The 13,630-nt window shown below is 69.0% G+C and carries 15 protein-coding genes; 11 read left to right on the top strand and 4 right to left on the bottom strand.

Annotated elements, in window-relative coordinates; all coding sequences use genetic code 11:
* On the top strand, positions 1–428 hold a 428-nt coding region (locus ON21_RS11155), incomplete at its 5' end, for a hypothetical protein (RefSeq protein WP_306307695.1).
* Here the strand turns inward: ON21_RS11155 and curA are convergent.
* The gene (curA, locus tag ON21_RS11150) at positions 429–1,445 is read right to left on the bottom strand and encodes an NADPH-dependent curcumin/dihydrocurcumin reductase (protein ID WP_039797686.1); all 1,017 of its coding nucleotides are present in this window, start codon (positions 1,443–1,445) and stop codon (positions 429–431) included.
* A 248-nt stretch (positions 1,446–1,693) separates the two neighbouring features.
* On the opposite strand from curA, the gene ON21_RS11145 reads away from it, so the two are divergent.
* On the top strand, positions 1,694–2,500 hold the full coding sequence (locus ON21_RS11145) for an LLM class flavin-dependent oxidoreductase (protein ID WP_039797684.1): 807 nt from the start codon (positions 1,694–1,696) through the stop codon (positions 2,498–2,500).
* A gap of 9 nt (positions 2,501–2,509) precedes the next feature.
* Here the strand turns inward: ON21_RS11145 and ON21_RS11140 are convergent, their stop codons facing one another.
* Entirely contained in the window at positions 2,510–3,133 is a 624-nt protein-coding gene (locus ON21_RS11140; protein WP_245562543.1) for a LysE/ArgO family amino acid transporter, read from the bottom strand.
* 74 nt (positions 3,134–3,207) lie between these two features.
* Here ON21_RS11140 and ON21_RS11135 point away from each other — a divergent pair, with 74 nt between their 5' ends.
* From ON21_RS11135 to ON21_RS11125, 3 genes are all read left to right on the top strand, one after another.
* Positions 3,208–4,089 (top strand): LysR family transcriptional regulator ArgP, encoded by an 882-nt coding sequence (locus ON21_RS11135; protein ID WP_039797681.1) that lies wholly within the window; start codon positions 3,208–3,210, stop codon positions 4,087–4,089.
* Between the two features lie 305 nt (positions 4,090–4,394).
* Entirely contained in the window at positions 4,395–5,144 is a 750-nt protein-coding gene (locus tag ON21_RS11130) for an LGFP repeat-containing protein (protein WP_083880548.1), read from the top strand.
* A gap of 62 nt (positions 5,145–5,206) precedes the next feature.
* The gene (locus tag ON21_RS11125) at positions 5,207–6,217 is read left to right on the top strand and encodes a zinc-binding dehydrogenase (RefSeq protein WP_051020684.1); all 1,011 of its coding nucleotides are present in this window, start codon (positions 5,207–5,209) and stop codon (positions 6,215–6,217) included.
* Positions 6,218–6,745: 528 nt separating this feature from the next.
* Here the strand turns inward: ON21_RS11125 and ON21_RS11120 are convergent.
* Positions 6,746–7,642, bottom strand: a complete 897-nt coding sequence (locus ON21_RS11120) for a Sco1979 family transcriptional regulator (protein WP_051020683.1) — start codon at positions 7,640–7,642, stop codon at positions 6,746–6,748.
* A 254-nt stretch (positions 7,643–7,896) separates the two neighbouring features.
* Here ON21_RS11120 and ON21_RS11115 point away from each other — a divergent pair, with 254 nt between their 5' ends.
* The 4 genes from ON21_RS11115 to ON21_RS11100 all read left to right on the top strand — a co-directional run bounded on the left by ON21_RS11115 (position 7,897) and on the right by ON21_RS11100 (position 11,038).
* Positions 7,897–8,730 (top strand): SAM-dependent methyltransferase, encoded by an 834-nt coding sequence (locus ON21_RS11115; RefSeq protein ID WP_039797680.1) that lies wholly within the window; start codon positions 7,897–7,899, stop codon positions 8,728–8,730.
* A gap of 26 nt (positions 8,731–8,756) precedes the next feature.
* A complete protein-coding gene (locus tag ON21_RS11110; RefSeq protein ID WP_051020682.1) occupies positions 8,757–9,245 on the top strand; it encodes a hypothetical protein in 489 nt (162 codons plus the stop codon).
* 152 nt (positions 9,246–9,397) lie between these two features.
* On the top strand, positions 9,398–10,318 hold the full coding sequence (locus ON21_RS11105) for an SAM-dependent methyltransferase (RefSeq protein ID WP_083880547.1): 921 nt from the start codon (positions 9,398–9,400) through the stop codon (positions 10,316–10,318).
* Between the two features lie 15 nt (positions 10,319–10,333).
* Positions 10,334–11,038: a DUF6081 family protein gene (locus tag ON21_RS11100; RefSeq protein WP_039797679.1), complete on the top strand. Its 705-nt coding sequence runs from the start codon at positions 10,334–10,336 to the stop codon at positions 11,036–11,038.
* 70 nt (positions 11,039–11,108) lie between these two features.
* On the opposite strand, the gene ON21_RS11095 is transcribed toward ON21_RS11100, so the two are convergent.
* A complete protein-coding gene (locus ON21_RS11095; protein ID WP_218004063.1) occupies positions 11,109–11,378 on the bottom strand; it encodes a hypothetical protein in 270 nt (89 codons plus the stop codon).
* 334 nt (positions 11,379–11,712) lie between these two features.
* On the opposite strand from ON21_RS11095, the gene ON21_RS11090 reads away from it, so the two are divergent.
* A complete protein-coding gene (locus tag ON21_RS11090) occupies positions 11,713–12,009 on the top strand; it encodes a hypothetical protein (RefSeq protein ID WP_039797677.1) in 297 nt (98 codons plus the stop codon).
* 194 nt (positions 12,010–12,203) lie between these two features.
* Positions 12,204–13,625 carry an AIM24 family protein gene (locus tag ON21_RS11085; protein WP_039797675.1) on the top strand — a complete coding sequence of 474 codons (1,422 nt, stop codon included), beginning with the start codon at positions 12,204–12,206 and terminating at the stop codon, positions 13,623–13,625.
* The last annotated feature ends 5 nt before the right edge of the window (positions 13,626–13,630 follow it).

The raw sequence follows: 13,630 nt of genomic DNA, 5'->3' as shown, positions 1-13,630 counted from the left end.
GACGGCGTTTGAGCCGCCGTCGTTCGGCAATCACGTCGGAGGAACCGGCGGCCGCGGACGGCGAGGTGGTGGACATGGTCGAGGACGTCGAGAAACGCTGGCGCGATCCGCGCGGGTTCCGCCGCGCCGCGACCTACGTCGCTTCGGTGCTCGCCACCGCCGCGCTGGTCTTCCTCCTGGCCGTGCTGTGGGCCGCGCAGCGCGAGTGCGCGGACGAGGACAAGCTGCTGTGCGATACCGCCGCGCAGGTCGCCGTGGTGCTGGGACCGGCGGTGGTCCTGCTGATCGGCGGCATCGGCGCCTTCGTCGAAACCTACGTGCAGTGGCGGCGCGGCCGGACCTGGCCCATCTGGCAGGGCGCGGGCTGGTTCCTGTTCGTGCTGATGGTGGTCTACCTCGGCATCGGCGGCGGCGCGGCGGCGAGCTGATCAGTCGGCGACGCGGACGACCAGCTTGCCGAAGTTGCGGCCCTCCAGCATGCCGATGAACGCTTCCGGGGCGGCGGACAAGCCGGATACGACGTCCTCGAGGTACCGCACGCGGCCGTCGGCGACCCACTCGCCCATCTCGCGCAGGAAATCGGGGTACAACTCGCGGACGAATTCGCTCTGGATGAACCCGCGCACCGTGAGGCTCTTGGTCAGGATCCGGCCGTAGAAGGCCGGCAGCCGGTCCGGGCCCTCCGGGGCGCCGGTGGCGTTGTAGTTGGCGATCAGCCCGCACACGGGCACGCGCGCGTAGGTGTTCAACAGCGGGTACACCGCGTCCGCCACCGCTCCGCCGACGTTCTCGAAATAGACATCGATGCCGTCGGGGACCGCCGCCGCCAACTGCTCGGCGAAATCGGGGGCGCGGTGGTCGAGCGCGACGTCGAAGCCGAGTTCGTTCAGATAGGCCACCTTGCGCGGACCGCCCGCGATGCCCACCGCGCGGGCGCCGTCGATCTTGGCGATCTGGCCGACGGCCGAGCCCACCGGTCCGGTGGCCGCGGCGACCACGAGCGTCTCGCCGGGCTGGGGTTTGCCGATCTTGCGCAGCCCCGCGTAGGCCGTGAAGCCCGGCATGCCGAGCACGCCGAGGGCGGTCGAGACCGGAGCCTTGCCCGGGTCGAGTTTGCGCAACCCGCGCGCCGGGGCGACGTCGTGGGACTGCCACCCCGAATAGGCCAGCACCACATCGCCTTCGGCCAGCGAGGGGTCGCGGGATTCGAGCACTTCGGCCACGGTCGCGCCGACCATCACCGCGCCGATCTCGACCGGATCGGCGTAGGACTTCGCCGAACTCATCCGGCCCCGCATGTACGGATCGAGCGACAGATACAGGGTGCGCAGCAGAACTTCGCCCTCGGCCGGGGCGGGGAGTTCCACGGTCTCGGTCCGGAAATTCTCCGCGGTGGGCGCACCCACCGGCCGGGAAGCAAGCACGATTCGCGTCGACTCGACCATGCGCCCACCCTAGCCGCAGGCGCGGGCGCCACCCGCCCGTGCCCGATCGTGTCCGGCGACCACCACCACGGCGATTCCCGCCCCAGGACCAGGGCGCCGTCCGCCGCCATCCGTGCCCGCCAACGGCCCGCACCGGCGGTGGTCGCCGAACTCGCTACACGGCAGCCGAATCGATGTGAGCGTCCGGGATATCGACTCGAGCGAGCGGAACATTGGCTCGGCCACGGGGTGTTCGTAGCGTCGGAAACATGACCTTGGAAATCGGCATCATCCTGCCCACCTCGACGCCGGACCCCGCGAAACCCATCCTCGGCGACGTGCGAGCCGCCGCCCGCCTGGCCGAAGCGAGCGGCCTGGATTCGGTATGGGCCACCGATCATCTCGTGGCCAGCGCGCCGATGCTGGACAGCACCGTGGTGCTGGCCACCGCCGCCGCCGCGACCGACCGCATTCGCATCGGGTACGGCGTGATGCTGCTGGCCTTGCGGCCGGTCGCCTGGGCCGCGAAGCAGATCGCCACGCTGCAGTACGTCTCCGGCGACCGGCTGATCCTCGGTGTGGGCACCGGCAACCCGGCACACGGGGATGTCGGATGGCGTGCCGCGGGGGCGTCCTTCGCCGAGCGCGGCCGCCGCACGGACGAGGCGCTGCGGGTGCTGCCCGATCTGGTCGCCGGGCGGCCGGTCGTCCTCCCGGACGGCACCGAGGTCGCCTTGGCACCCGGTGCGACCATGCCGCCGGTGCTCGTCGCGGGCGACGCCGAACGGGCGCGCCGCCGCGCCGCCGCCTATGCCGAAGGCTGGGTCGCCATCGGACTCGAGCCGCAGGAGATCGGCGCGCACGTAGCCGAGTTGACCGCACTCGCCGCGGAATACGGCCGTCCGCCCCTCGCGGTGACGGTCGTCGCGCCCCCGCTGGCCGCCGATCCCGGACGGGCGGCCGAGCAACTGTCCGCCTACGCGGAGGCGGGCGCGGCGCGCCTCGTCCTCGCCCTTCCCGGCCCGGAGTGGCAGGCAGGCTACGAGTTCGCCGCGAAGATCAAGGAGCAGTTGTGATCCCGGCCTTCACCCGGTGAACAACAGTCCCAGCCCGAGGACGAGCAGCACCGTCGCGATCACCGAATCGAGCACGCGCCACGCGCGCGGGCGGGCGAACAACGGGCCGAGCAGGCGCGCGCCGAAGCCCAGCGCGGTGAACCACAACACGCTGGCCAGCATCGCCCCCGCGCCGAGGAACCAGCGATCCGGGCTCGCGTACGTGCTGGCGAGGGAGCCGAGCAACACCACCGTGTCCAGGTAGACGTGCGGGTTGAGCCAGGTCAGCGCCAGAGCGGTGGCCACCGTGGCGCCGAGCGCCGCGGTGGTCCGCCCGGATTCGGCGCTCAGCGCGGCGGAGCCGAACGCCCGCCGGGCCGCCAGCACCGCGTAGCCGATCAGGAACGCAGCACCGGCGTAACGCGCCACCACGAGCACCCCCGGGGCCGACTGCACGAGCACGCCGAACCCGCCGACCCCGGCCGCGATCAGCACGATGTCGGACACCGCGCACACCGTGACCACCGCGAGCACGTGTCTGCCACTGATCCCTTGCCGCAGCACGAACGCGTTCTGCGCACCGATCGCCACGATCAACGACAGGCCGAAGCCCAGGCCGGACGCGGCCGCCGCCACCACCGAGGAAACGCTCACGTCCAGCGACGCTAAGGCCGCGGATCATACCCAGGCAAGCTAAAGATTCTTATCTATCATTAGAGTTTCTTAATATGGATCTCCAGCTCGACCAGCTCCGCGCACTCGACGCCGTGATCACCGAGGGGACGTTCGACGCCGCGGCACGGCGGCTGAGTGTCACACCGTCGGCGATCAGTCAGCGGATCAAGGCGCTGGAGGATGCCGCGGGCCGGATTCTGGTGCAGCGCACGAAACCGGTGCGCGCCACCGAATCCGGGCTGGCCGTACTCCGATTGGCCAGGCAGATCCAGTTGCTGACGGGCGACACCGCGCGCGAACTCGGCGGCGAACCCGCCGACGGCCCGATCCGGGTGCCGATCGCGGTCAACGCCGACTCGCTGGAGACCTGGGTGCTGCCCGCGCTCGCCCGCGCACCGCGCGGCGTGTGCTTCGAGATCCACCGCGAAGACGAGGAACACACCACGCGACTGCTGCGCGACGGCACCGTGATGGCGGCGATCACCTCGACGGCCCAGCCGGTGCAGGGCTGTAAGGTCGATCGGCTCGGGGCGATTCGCTACCGGCCGATGGCGAGCCCGGAATTCGCGGCCACCTGGTTCGCCGACGGCGCGACGGCGAAGTCCTACGCCGCGGCTCCGGTCGTGCTGTTCGACCGCAAAGACGACCTGCAAGATCGCCTGCTGCGCAGGCGCAGTCGCAAACCGCTGGATCCGCCACGCCACTACGTGCCGTCATCCACGGGTTTCGCCGAGGCGGTCCGGCTCGGGCTCGGCTGGGGCATGCTCCCCGAAATGCAGACCAGCGACCACCGAGCCGACGGACGTCTGGTCTCGATCGATCCCGGCGTCGTCATCGATGTTCCGCTGTACTGGCAGCAGTGGCGCCTGGACTCCCCCGCCCTCGGCGCGGTCGCCGCCACCATCGCCGCCGAGGCGGCGAACGTCTTACGCTGACGGTGGTCGACTTCCGCTGCGCGACAGAATTTTCCGTTCGAAACACCGCCGGGCCAGGAGTGCGAGCACCCTGCCCCGGCGGCGTCGTATCCGAGAAGGTGCGACCGTGGGCACGGTAGCACCGACTGTTTGTTCGTAGCCATGCACGAGTCGGATGGCCGCGGACCACCGCGCCACGCGACACCAGGCCATTCGAGTAGCTCGTATCGCTCCACATCGCGACGCGGCGAGGTACTTTGATCTCCGCACGCCGACCACAGCTTCAGCTCCATCCCGCACCCACCCGAGATGCACAGGAGTTCACTTTGGCACGGCACCGTCGCCCGAACCGCTCGCGCACCCGCGGCGCACTCGCCATCGCCGCCGCGCTCGGCATCCTGCTCGCCGGCATCGCACCCGATGCGACGGCGCGCCCGGTCGGCCCCTACGACGTCGGCGGGGCGATCGAAGTCGAGTACGACCAGGCCGGTGGCCCCGGGTTCTTCGGCGACCCGGTCACCCCCGAGGACTCCGCTGCCCGCGGTGGCCGCTACCAAGCGTTCGAGCGTGGCTCGTCCATCTACTGGCACCCCGACACCGGCGCCCATCAGGTCGGTGGGGCCATTCGCGACAAATGGGGCAATCTCGGTTACGAGGGCGGAGCGCTCGGCTACCCCGTGACGCGGGAAGCGGCGACACCGTCGAAGCCGGGCAGCTACAGCGTCTTCCAGAACGGCTCGATCTACTGGTCACTCGGCACGGCCGCGCATCAGATCGGCGGCGTGATCCGCGACAAGTGGGGTTCCTACGGCTGGGAGAGCAGCCCGCTCGGGTTCCCCATCACCGATGAATCCCCCGCCCGCGCGGGCAACGGCCGATACAACCTGTTCGGGGGCGGCGCCATCTATTACGCCCCGCGTACCGGCGCCCATGTCGTCTGGGGATCCATCCGCGAGAACTGGGAGGCCGCGGGCGGCGAAGCGGGGCGATACGGCTACCCCACCAGCGACGAGTACGACTTCGAGAACGGGAAGGCCCAGGATTTCGAGGGCGGCCGCCTCACATGGATGCCCTAGCCGATCGCCCTGGGACGCGCGGCGCGCACATCAACCGATCGGCCTGCTGAGGAGTGGGAACCATGCTTGCTGGACGACTGTTTCCGCGTGCCGCCGACGGGCACCGATTCCGCTTGGAGGACGTGCCGGTGCCGACCCCGGGACCGGGTCAGGTACTGATCGAGGTGGCGGCCGCCGGTGTCTGCCTCTCGGACGTCCACCTCATCGAGGGCGTGCTGTCGCCGATGTACCTGGCCGGTGACGCGGTCACCCTCGGACACGAGGTCGCGGGGCGGGTGCACAGCCTCGGGCCCGAGGTGCACGGTCCGCAGCCGGGCGACCGGGTGCTGTTGCAGGCGGGCGAGATCCGCGACGGCAAGACCTACACCCGCGGCGTCGACTACGACGGCGGCTGGGCGGAATACGCACTGGCCGCCGTGGATACCGTGGTGCCGATTCCGGACGACCTTCCGTTCGAACAGGCTTGTTTCATCCCCGACGCGGTATCGACGCCCTGGGCCGCCATCACCCGTACCGGTCAGGTGCGGGCCGCGGAGTCGGCCGGCGTGTGGGGTGTGGGCGGGCTCGGCGCGCACGGGGTCCAGTTGCTCCGGATGATCGGCGCCGCTCCGATCATCGCGGTCGATCCCTTGCCCGCCGCCCGGCAGCGCGCGCTCGACTTCGGAGCGGACCTCGTCCTCGATCCGTCCGACCCGGAACTGCCGAAGAAGGTGTACGACGCCACCGCAGGAGCCGGACTGGATGCCGCGTTCGACTTCGCCGGCTTCGCTCCGGTCCGCGAACAAGCCGTCGGATGCCTCGCCGACGAGGGGCGTCTGGTGCTGGTCGGACTCACCGACAAGCCCATCACGATCACGAACGGCACCATCTTCAGTTTCCGGCAACAACAGCTGCGCGGACATTACGGCTCCGAACCCGATCACGTGCTCGAACTCGTGCGCTTGCGCCGCGCGCATCGGCTCGATTTCGCCGCGTCGGTGAGTGCCGTGCTGCCCCTGTCCGAAGCGGAGAGAGCGGTCCACGCGTTGGAGAACAAGGAGGGCAATCCGATCCGGATCGTGCTGACACCGTGAACTCTCGGCAATCCGGACATCGGAGCGGTTCGCGACGGCTCCGCCGGCGACCCCAACTCGCGTTGGGGCCGCCGCGGCCGAACCAGCCAGTGCCCGAGCCGATCCTCAGACCCCGACCTCGACAGGGATACTGCCACATCACAGCGGCCGCGTCGCATCGGTGATCGTCCATCGGTACGTACATGCGCGCGTGCATGTGCATTCGCGCCACCGGATCCGAAATCCTCGAAAATCGAGGTGAACGCCGCCCGGCCGATAACGGATGGATATCGGTCACCAAGCCGCGATATCGAACTGTTACCTCATACAGCTTCGTGTTTGGTCGAGTTACCGCTGACGCCAACGGTTTTCACACCACAGGACGAGGATTCGATTCGGAGCCTTCACACTCCGCCGCACCGCGCCCGGATCGAGCCGACCGACCAGTTTTCGAACACACCGCCCCAATGCGCTACCGACAGGGCGCCTCGGCGGTTCCCCGGTCACGGATTACGCCCTCGGCAAATTTCCCGCGCGAGCGATCGCGTCCTATTCGCCCGAGTCCATCTCGGTGAGCAACTCGCGCAGGAAGCGCACGCTCTCGGCCGGGGACAGCGCCTCCACGCTGATCCGGTTCATCACCGACATGTACAGCTCGACATCGCGCTGCTTGTCGAAATACAGAGAGCTGGTGAGCTGCTCGGTGTAGACGATGTCGGCCAGTTCGGGCTCGGGGAACCGAAGGATGCTGAACGGACCGCCCGCGGCGGAGTGCCCGCCCGCCGCGTACGGCAGCACTTGGAGCCGGATACTGGGACGGTCGGCCATGGTGACCAGATGCTCGATCTGTTCACGCAGCACCTCCACGCCGCCGACGGGTCTGCGTAGCGCGTTCTCGTCGATGACCGCCCATAGCGTGGGCGCGGAGGCCCGGTAGAGGATCTGCTGGCGGCGCATGCGGATGGCGACGCGGCGTTCGGTCTCGTCGGTGTTGCCGAGCTGGATCACCGCGCGCGCGTAATCGGCCGTCTGCAGCAGCCCGGGGACGAACTGCGCCTCATAGGTTCGGATCGTGGTGGCGGCCTGTTCGAGGCCGATGTAGGTCTCGAACCACGCCGGGAGCAGATCGCTGTAGTGCTGCCACCACCCCGGGTCGTTGGCCCGCCGAGCCAGTTCCAAGTACGTTTCGCGTTCAGCGGGGTCGACAACGCCGTAGAGGCTCAGCAGGTCGTGCAGATCGCGTTCCTTGAACCCGGTCCGGCCCAGCTCCAGGCGGCTGATCTTGGCGTGCGATCCTCGGATCGCGTCGCCCGCGGCCTCCCTGCTGATCCCGCAGCCCTCGCGCAGCTGACGCAAGCGGCTGCCGAGCGCGATCCGCAGCACCGTCGGACCCCGTTCTGCCGCAGGGAATTCGGCGTTGTCACCACTGTCCTCGTCGTTGGTCATGCATGCCTCCGGCCGATCGGGGGTTAGACCGCGCGGCGTAGTGCCTCCACCATCACAGCTGTCGGAACGTCGGCTGACGATCCTACTCGGCCGTACCCGGACACCGGCCCAGACGCGAGCGCGTGCCGCGAATCGGGTGCGCACGTTCGGATTCACAAGAGCGCCAACGCAATATCCTGACCGGATTCCCGGGCGAGCCGGGACGGCTGTGCGTAGAGTCGCCCCCGACGGTGGCCACGCGGAGGAGGAGCGCCATGACGTCGGCAGAGGGATCGACCCGCCTGGCGGGGGTGGACCCGGAGATACCCAGTATCGCACGGGTGTACGACTACGCCCTCGGCGGGACGGACTGGTTCGAGTCCGACCGGCAGGTGTACCAGCACTTGAAGAGGGCGGTGCCGCACCAGGACGAGGTCGGCGCCGCGAATCGGCGCTGGCTCGAGCGGGTGGTCCGGTATGTCACGCGGTCGGCGGGCGTCGACCAGGTCCTCGATCTGGGCAGCGGACTGCCCACGCAGAAGAACACCCACGAGGTCGCGCAGGAACTCGGCGCCGAGGTCGCGGTGGTCTACGTGGACAACGACCCGATCTGCGCCGCGCGCGGGCGGAAGCTGCTGGAAGCCAACGAACGCACCCACTTCCTCGACCTGGATCTGACCCGGCCGGACGAGGTCATGGACGATCCGGCGGTCAACGGCTACCTCGACCTGACCCGGCCGGTGCTGCTGATGCAGTGCGGCACCTTGCATCACGTCGACGACCACCGGGACCCCGCGGGAATCATGCGGCGGTACATCGATCGCCTCGCCCCGGGATCCTACGTGATGATCAGCCACTTCTTCGATCCGGCCGCCGAGAACCAACAGTTGCACGCAGTCGCGAGACTGGCCGAACGGGCGCTGCACGACGGAGGCCTCGGCACCGGCCGGTGGCGCACCCGCGCGGAGATCCAGGCATTCTTCGACGGTCTGGAGATGGTTCCACCGGGACTGGTGGAACTGCACGAATGGTGGCCCGGCGGCCCCGCGCTGCGCACGCCGTGGCCCGATGAACGTCTCATGCTCGGCGGCGTCGGCCGCAGAACCTGAACCCGTCCCCCACTCCGGAGCCCGACATGACATCGCACGACGCGCAGATCACCGATCAGGACATCCAGGACAAGCTGACCGGCGTCCTCGGCTGCACCAGCATCGACCTCGCCACGTCGAAGGCGGGCGTGAACTGGTGCTCGAACGCGTTCTTCGCCGAACTGGACGGCGATCCGTTCCGCTTGACGCTCGTGCTCGAGTCGGGCGGACGGACGCTGGAGGGTCTGCGCGCCAATTCCAGCATCGGCGTCAAGGTCGTCCCGGACGGATTCTTCGACCCGTTCGCCCAAGGCCTCGGCACGGCCGTGGTCCGCACCGGAGCGAGCGAGCGGGAGGAGACGTTCCGGGCGTTGTTACGAAAGGAGCCGCAGATCGAGCCGTTCTTGTCCACGCCTGTCGAGGCGGTGGAGGTGCACATCGACTGGTGGCGCGTGACGCATGTCCAGGGCGGGTGGCTGCCCGGACGGGTGCTGCACCGGCCCGGCGCGTCCCGAGTGGCCTCGCGCGAGCAATGAATACCGACCGGTTCCCCTACTCGGTCGCGCTCGGCACGCCCGCCATCGGTCCATGAAATCAGCACTGGCCGAACGCATCCGCCCGGATTGCTCGCCGATTCGGCGGTCCCTAGGCTGGTGAGCCAGGCGACGGAAACTAGAGAGAGGTCTCCATGTCCGATCCCGCTCCCCAGACCGGTGTCCGCGCGCCGGTAGGCGTGGACACGACACGCGCGAGCATCGCCCGCGTCTACGACGCCACCCTCGGTGGCAAGGACAACTACGAAGTCGACCGCTACGTGCGCGACCGGGTCGCCGAAGTCGCGCCGCGGCAGAGCGATGTGGCCCGCATGAACCGCCGCTGGCTGCACCGCGTGGTGCGTTACCTGGCCGGCACCGTCGGCATCGACCAATTCCTCGACATCGGGGCCGGTCTGCCGACGGTCGGCAACACGCACGAGATCGCGCAACAGCAGAATCCCGCGGCGCGCGTGGTGTACGTCGACAACGATCCGGTGTGCAACATCCACGGCCGCGTGCTGCTCGAGCGCAACGAGTTCACTCACTTCGTGCCCGCGGATCTGACCGCGCCGAAAACCCTGCTGGCGCACTCCGAGGTCACCAAGCACCTCGACCTCACCCGCCCACTGGCGCTGATCCTCTGCGGCATCCTGCATCACGTCGACGACGATCTCGATCCGGCGGGGATCATGCGCCAGTACATCGATGCGCTGCCCGCCGGATCCTATGTCGCGATCACGCATTTCTACGATCCCGCCGACGGCGGCGAGGCGCACGAGATGGCCATCGAGCTGCAACGGCGTTTCACCGAGATGGGTCTGGGCTCCGGCTGGTACCGCACCCGGGAGCAGATCGCCTCGTACTTCGGCGATCTGGAACTGATCGAGCCCGGTCTGGTCGAACTCGACGACTGGTGGCCGATGGGCCCCGCGCTGCGACCGCGGCTGACGGAGGAACGTCTGCTGCTCGGCGGTGTCGGCTACAAGTCCGGATCGTCGAACGGTGTCGTGACCCCCCTGCGCCGCCGGGCGACCGAGGACGACCTATCGGATCCCACCGAACGAAACGGCTGAAAGGTAACTGCCGCGATGACATACGACGACCTGAGCGGACCGGATCTACGCGAAGACCGGTGGCGCTTCCTCGAAGTGCCGCTCGGGCCGGACCAGGCTTGGCGCTACGCCGACCCGGCGGCACGCACCGAGGTCGGCGATGGCGCCGTGTCGGTCCGGATCGACGCCTTCACCCGATCCCATGCCGAGGTGCAGATCCTGGACAACCCGAAGCATCTGCTGGTGTCGACCGAAACCTTCGATCTCACCGGCGGACCGCGGACCTTCGCGGTGGAGATGGCGGCGGAGAACATCGGCGCCACCGGCGAGGACTACCGGGACGGCTTCGCGGCGTTCAACGTCCTCGACATGAGCAGCGCCCAGGTCTTCGACCTGATCGCGACCAGCAGGCAGGCGTACGCCATCCACGAACGGCTGTTCGTGCCGGGCGTCGTCCCGGCGGAAGAGGCTTTCACCCACGTGGTGCACGCGCCCCTGGCCGGGGTCGGCATCAAGCCCGGCGAGTTCCACCGTTACGCCGTCACCATCGACCGGGCCGCGGGCACCGCGGGCTGGTACGTCGACGATGCTCCGGTGTACGTCGCGCGCGCGGCTCAACTGCCGGAGACGGTTCAGATCGGTTTCGGCATCATCACCCTGCATCCGATCGAAGACGGGCGCAGCACGTCGCTGCGCGGGCAGGGCCTGCACGCGTCCTGGCGCGACTTCACCGTGGCGTGACCGGAAAAGGCGCCCAGCCACATTCGGCTGGGCGCCACGCCACCGCCGGTAGGGCGGCCGTTCCCGTCGATCAGACGCTCTGCTTGCGCGGCCATTCGACACCGCGCTGGCGGGCGTACTCGTCCGCCGAGGCGTCGTCCTCGTTCATGTCGTACTCGTAGTCGTATTCGTCCGACTCCGCACTACGGCGCGGATCCCACACCATCGCCACGGCCGACACGGCCAGCAATGCCACGACAATGGCCGCGATGACTACATAGAGCACGTCTTCCAACCCTCCTGAAGTAAACAGAACAGCACGCAGCCGTGCCGGATACGCAACGCGCACAGCTTGTTTCACGCCGCAGGCATACTAAGCCGCACTGCCGGAAACCGGACATTCCGACGGCGGTTACCGACCGGTCGCCACCGGATGCGGGCCCGTCGGCAACTCCTGCCGATTCGACGGAAACGCACCCGCGAATCTTCAGCGTCGCTTAGGCTCGTCACCGTCCCGGTGGCTCCGGGACTTCCGGCGCGGCACCGGCACGCCCAAGCCTGCCGCGATCGCTGGTGGTAGCGGTGGGGTTCACCCGATTCGATGAACCTCGCCGTCCCCCACTCCCCATGAAATCCAAAGGACATTCAGCGGGAATCACCCGCTTTGGGCATCCTTCGAGCTACCGTCTTCGGTCATGGACGACATCGAACTGCAGCCACCGACCGTCGCCTCCGCCAAGCAGACCGGCCTGGTCCTGGACATCGCCTCGCTCGACATCCACAACCCGCTCGCCCGGCCGGGCGAGATCACCTATCCCTACGTTCGCTGCACCGACCACCGGGTTCTGCGGCTACCCGAACCGTTGCACCGGTGGGCCACCGAGACGATCGCGCTCAACCACAGCAAGCACGCCACCGGCGCACTGCCCCTGTTCCCGGGACAGGTCGAATTCGGCATCCTCGACGGCACCATGTACGCCGAAGTCCTCTGACCCCGCGAGAGCCCGGCGGACCCGGCCGGGCTCTTTCGGGTCGCGGGGGCCGTCGCAGCCTGCGTGACGACGAAAACACCTGGTAGATGCCCGGTTCGGGTACGTGTGTGGCGCTGGTTGCGGGCGCACGACACACTGGAGCCCGTGAATCGCATGTCAACCCGAGGACGCCGCCGCGGATCGGACGGCCTGCCGTGACCGACCTCGCCCGCGGTGAGAACCGCCCCGCGCCCGGCGACCGGCTGACGGTGACCGTCACCTGCTCGGCTCCCGTCGACGTATCGGCGCTGTTGCTGAACTCGGCGGGGCGTGTGCGCTCCGACGCCGATTTCGTGTTCTTCAATCAACCGGTCGCCCCTGGCGTCACCTACCGGCACGGCCGAGGCGCGGGCGATGTGGTGGACATCCAGACCGGCGCGCTGCCAGGTGACGTGGACCGCGTCGTGGTCACCGCGAGCCTGGACGGCAGCGGTCCCCCCACGTTCGCCGCCGCGGGCTCGCTGCGCGCCACCATCGCGGGTTCGTCGGGCACGCTCGCCTTTCCGATGACGGGGTTGAGCACCGAGACCGCCGTGGTGTGCGTGGAGATCTATCGCCGCGGCGGCGGGTGGAAAGTGCGCGCGGTCGGCCAAGGGTACGACAACGGCTTGGCCGGTATCGCAACGGCTTTCGGCGTGAACATCGATGACGAGCCGGCCCCGGCGCCCACTCCCCCACCGGCATATCGACCCGCGCCGCCCCCTGCGTACCAACCTGCTCCGGCTCCGGCGTACCAGCCGCCGCCCCCGCCCGCCTATCCACCGCAACCGTCCTATTCCGCACCCGCCGCCGCGGTGCCGCCACCACCGATGCCCTCACCTCAGCAAGGAGCGCTGCCGATGCAGAGCGAACTGTTCGCCCCCAGCCACGCCGAAGTCACCGGCGCGGGCATCCAGAAGCAGGGCGGCAAGATGATCAAGGTGGCCGTCAACGGCGAGGTCATGGCTCGCGCCGGATCAATGGTCGCCTACCAGGGTGATCTGCAGTTCCACGCGCTCGGCGCGGGCGGGATCGGCCGGGCGATCCAGCAGCGGCTGACCGGTGAGGGCGTGCCGCTGATGAAGGTGTCCGGGCGTGGCGACCTGTTCGTCGCCAACGGCGCCGCCGACGTGCACACCATCGACCTGGACGGCACCGACGGCCTCACCATCAACGGCGCGAACGTGCTCGCCTTCGATTCCGGCCTGCGTTACGACATCCGGATGGTGCAGGGCGCCGCCGGGTTCGCCAGCAACGCCGGGTTGTTCAACTGTGTCTTCACCGGCCGTGGCCGCATCGCCATCACCACGCACGGCACGCCCGTGGTGCTCAACGTCGACCAGCCGACCTACGCCGATCCGCAGGCGGCGGTGGCCTGGTCGTCGAGCCTGCAGACGGGCATCAAACGCAATGATTCGTTCGGGCTGGGCAGGCTGATGGGCCGCAGCACCGGCGAGGGGATGACGTTGTCGTTCTCCGGACGCGGCTTCGTCATCGTGCAGCCGTCGGAGCTGCCGCCGGGCGGTTTCGTCGGAGGCACCGGCGGCGGGCAGGAAGCCGGCCAGAGCGGCGGTGTGCTGGGCGGTTTGTTCGGCTGACGGCG

The sequence above is a fragment of the Nocardia araoensis NBRC 100135 genome (assembly GCF_000308435.1).
In the GTDB taxonomy this organism is placed as follows: domain Bacteria; phylum Actinomycetota; class Actinomycetes; order Mycobacteriales; family Mycobacteriaceae; genus Nocardia; species Nocardia araoensis.
This window is presented reverse-complemented; position numbering and strand designations above follow the sequence as displayed.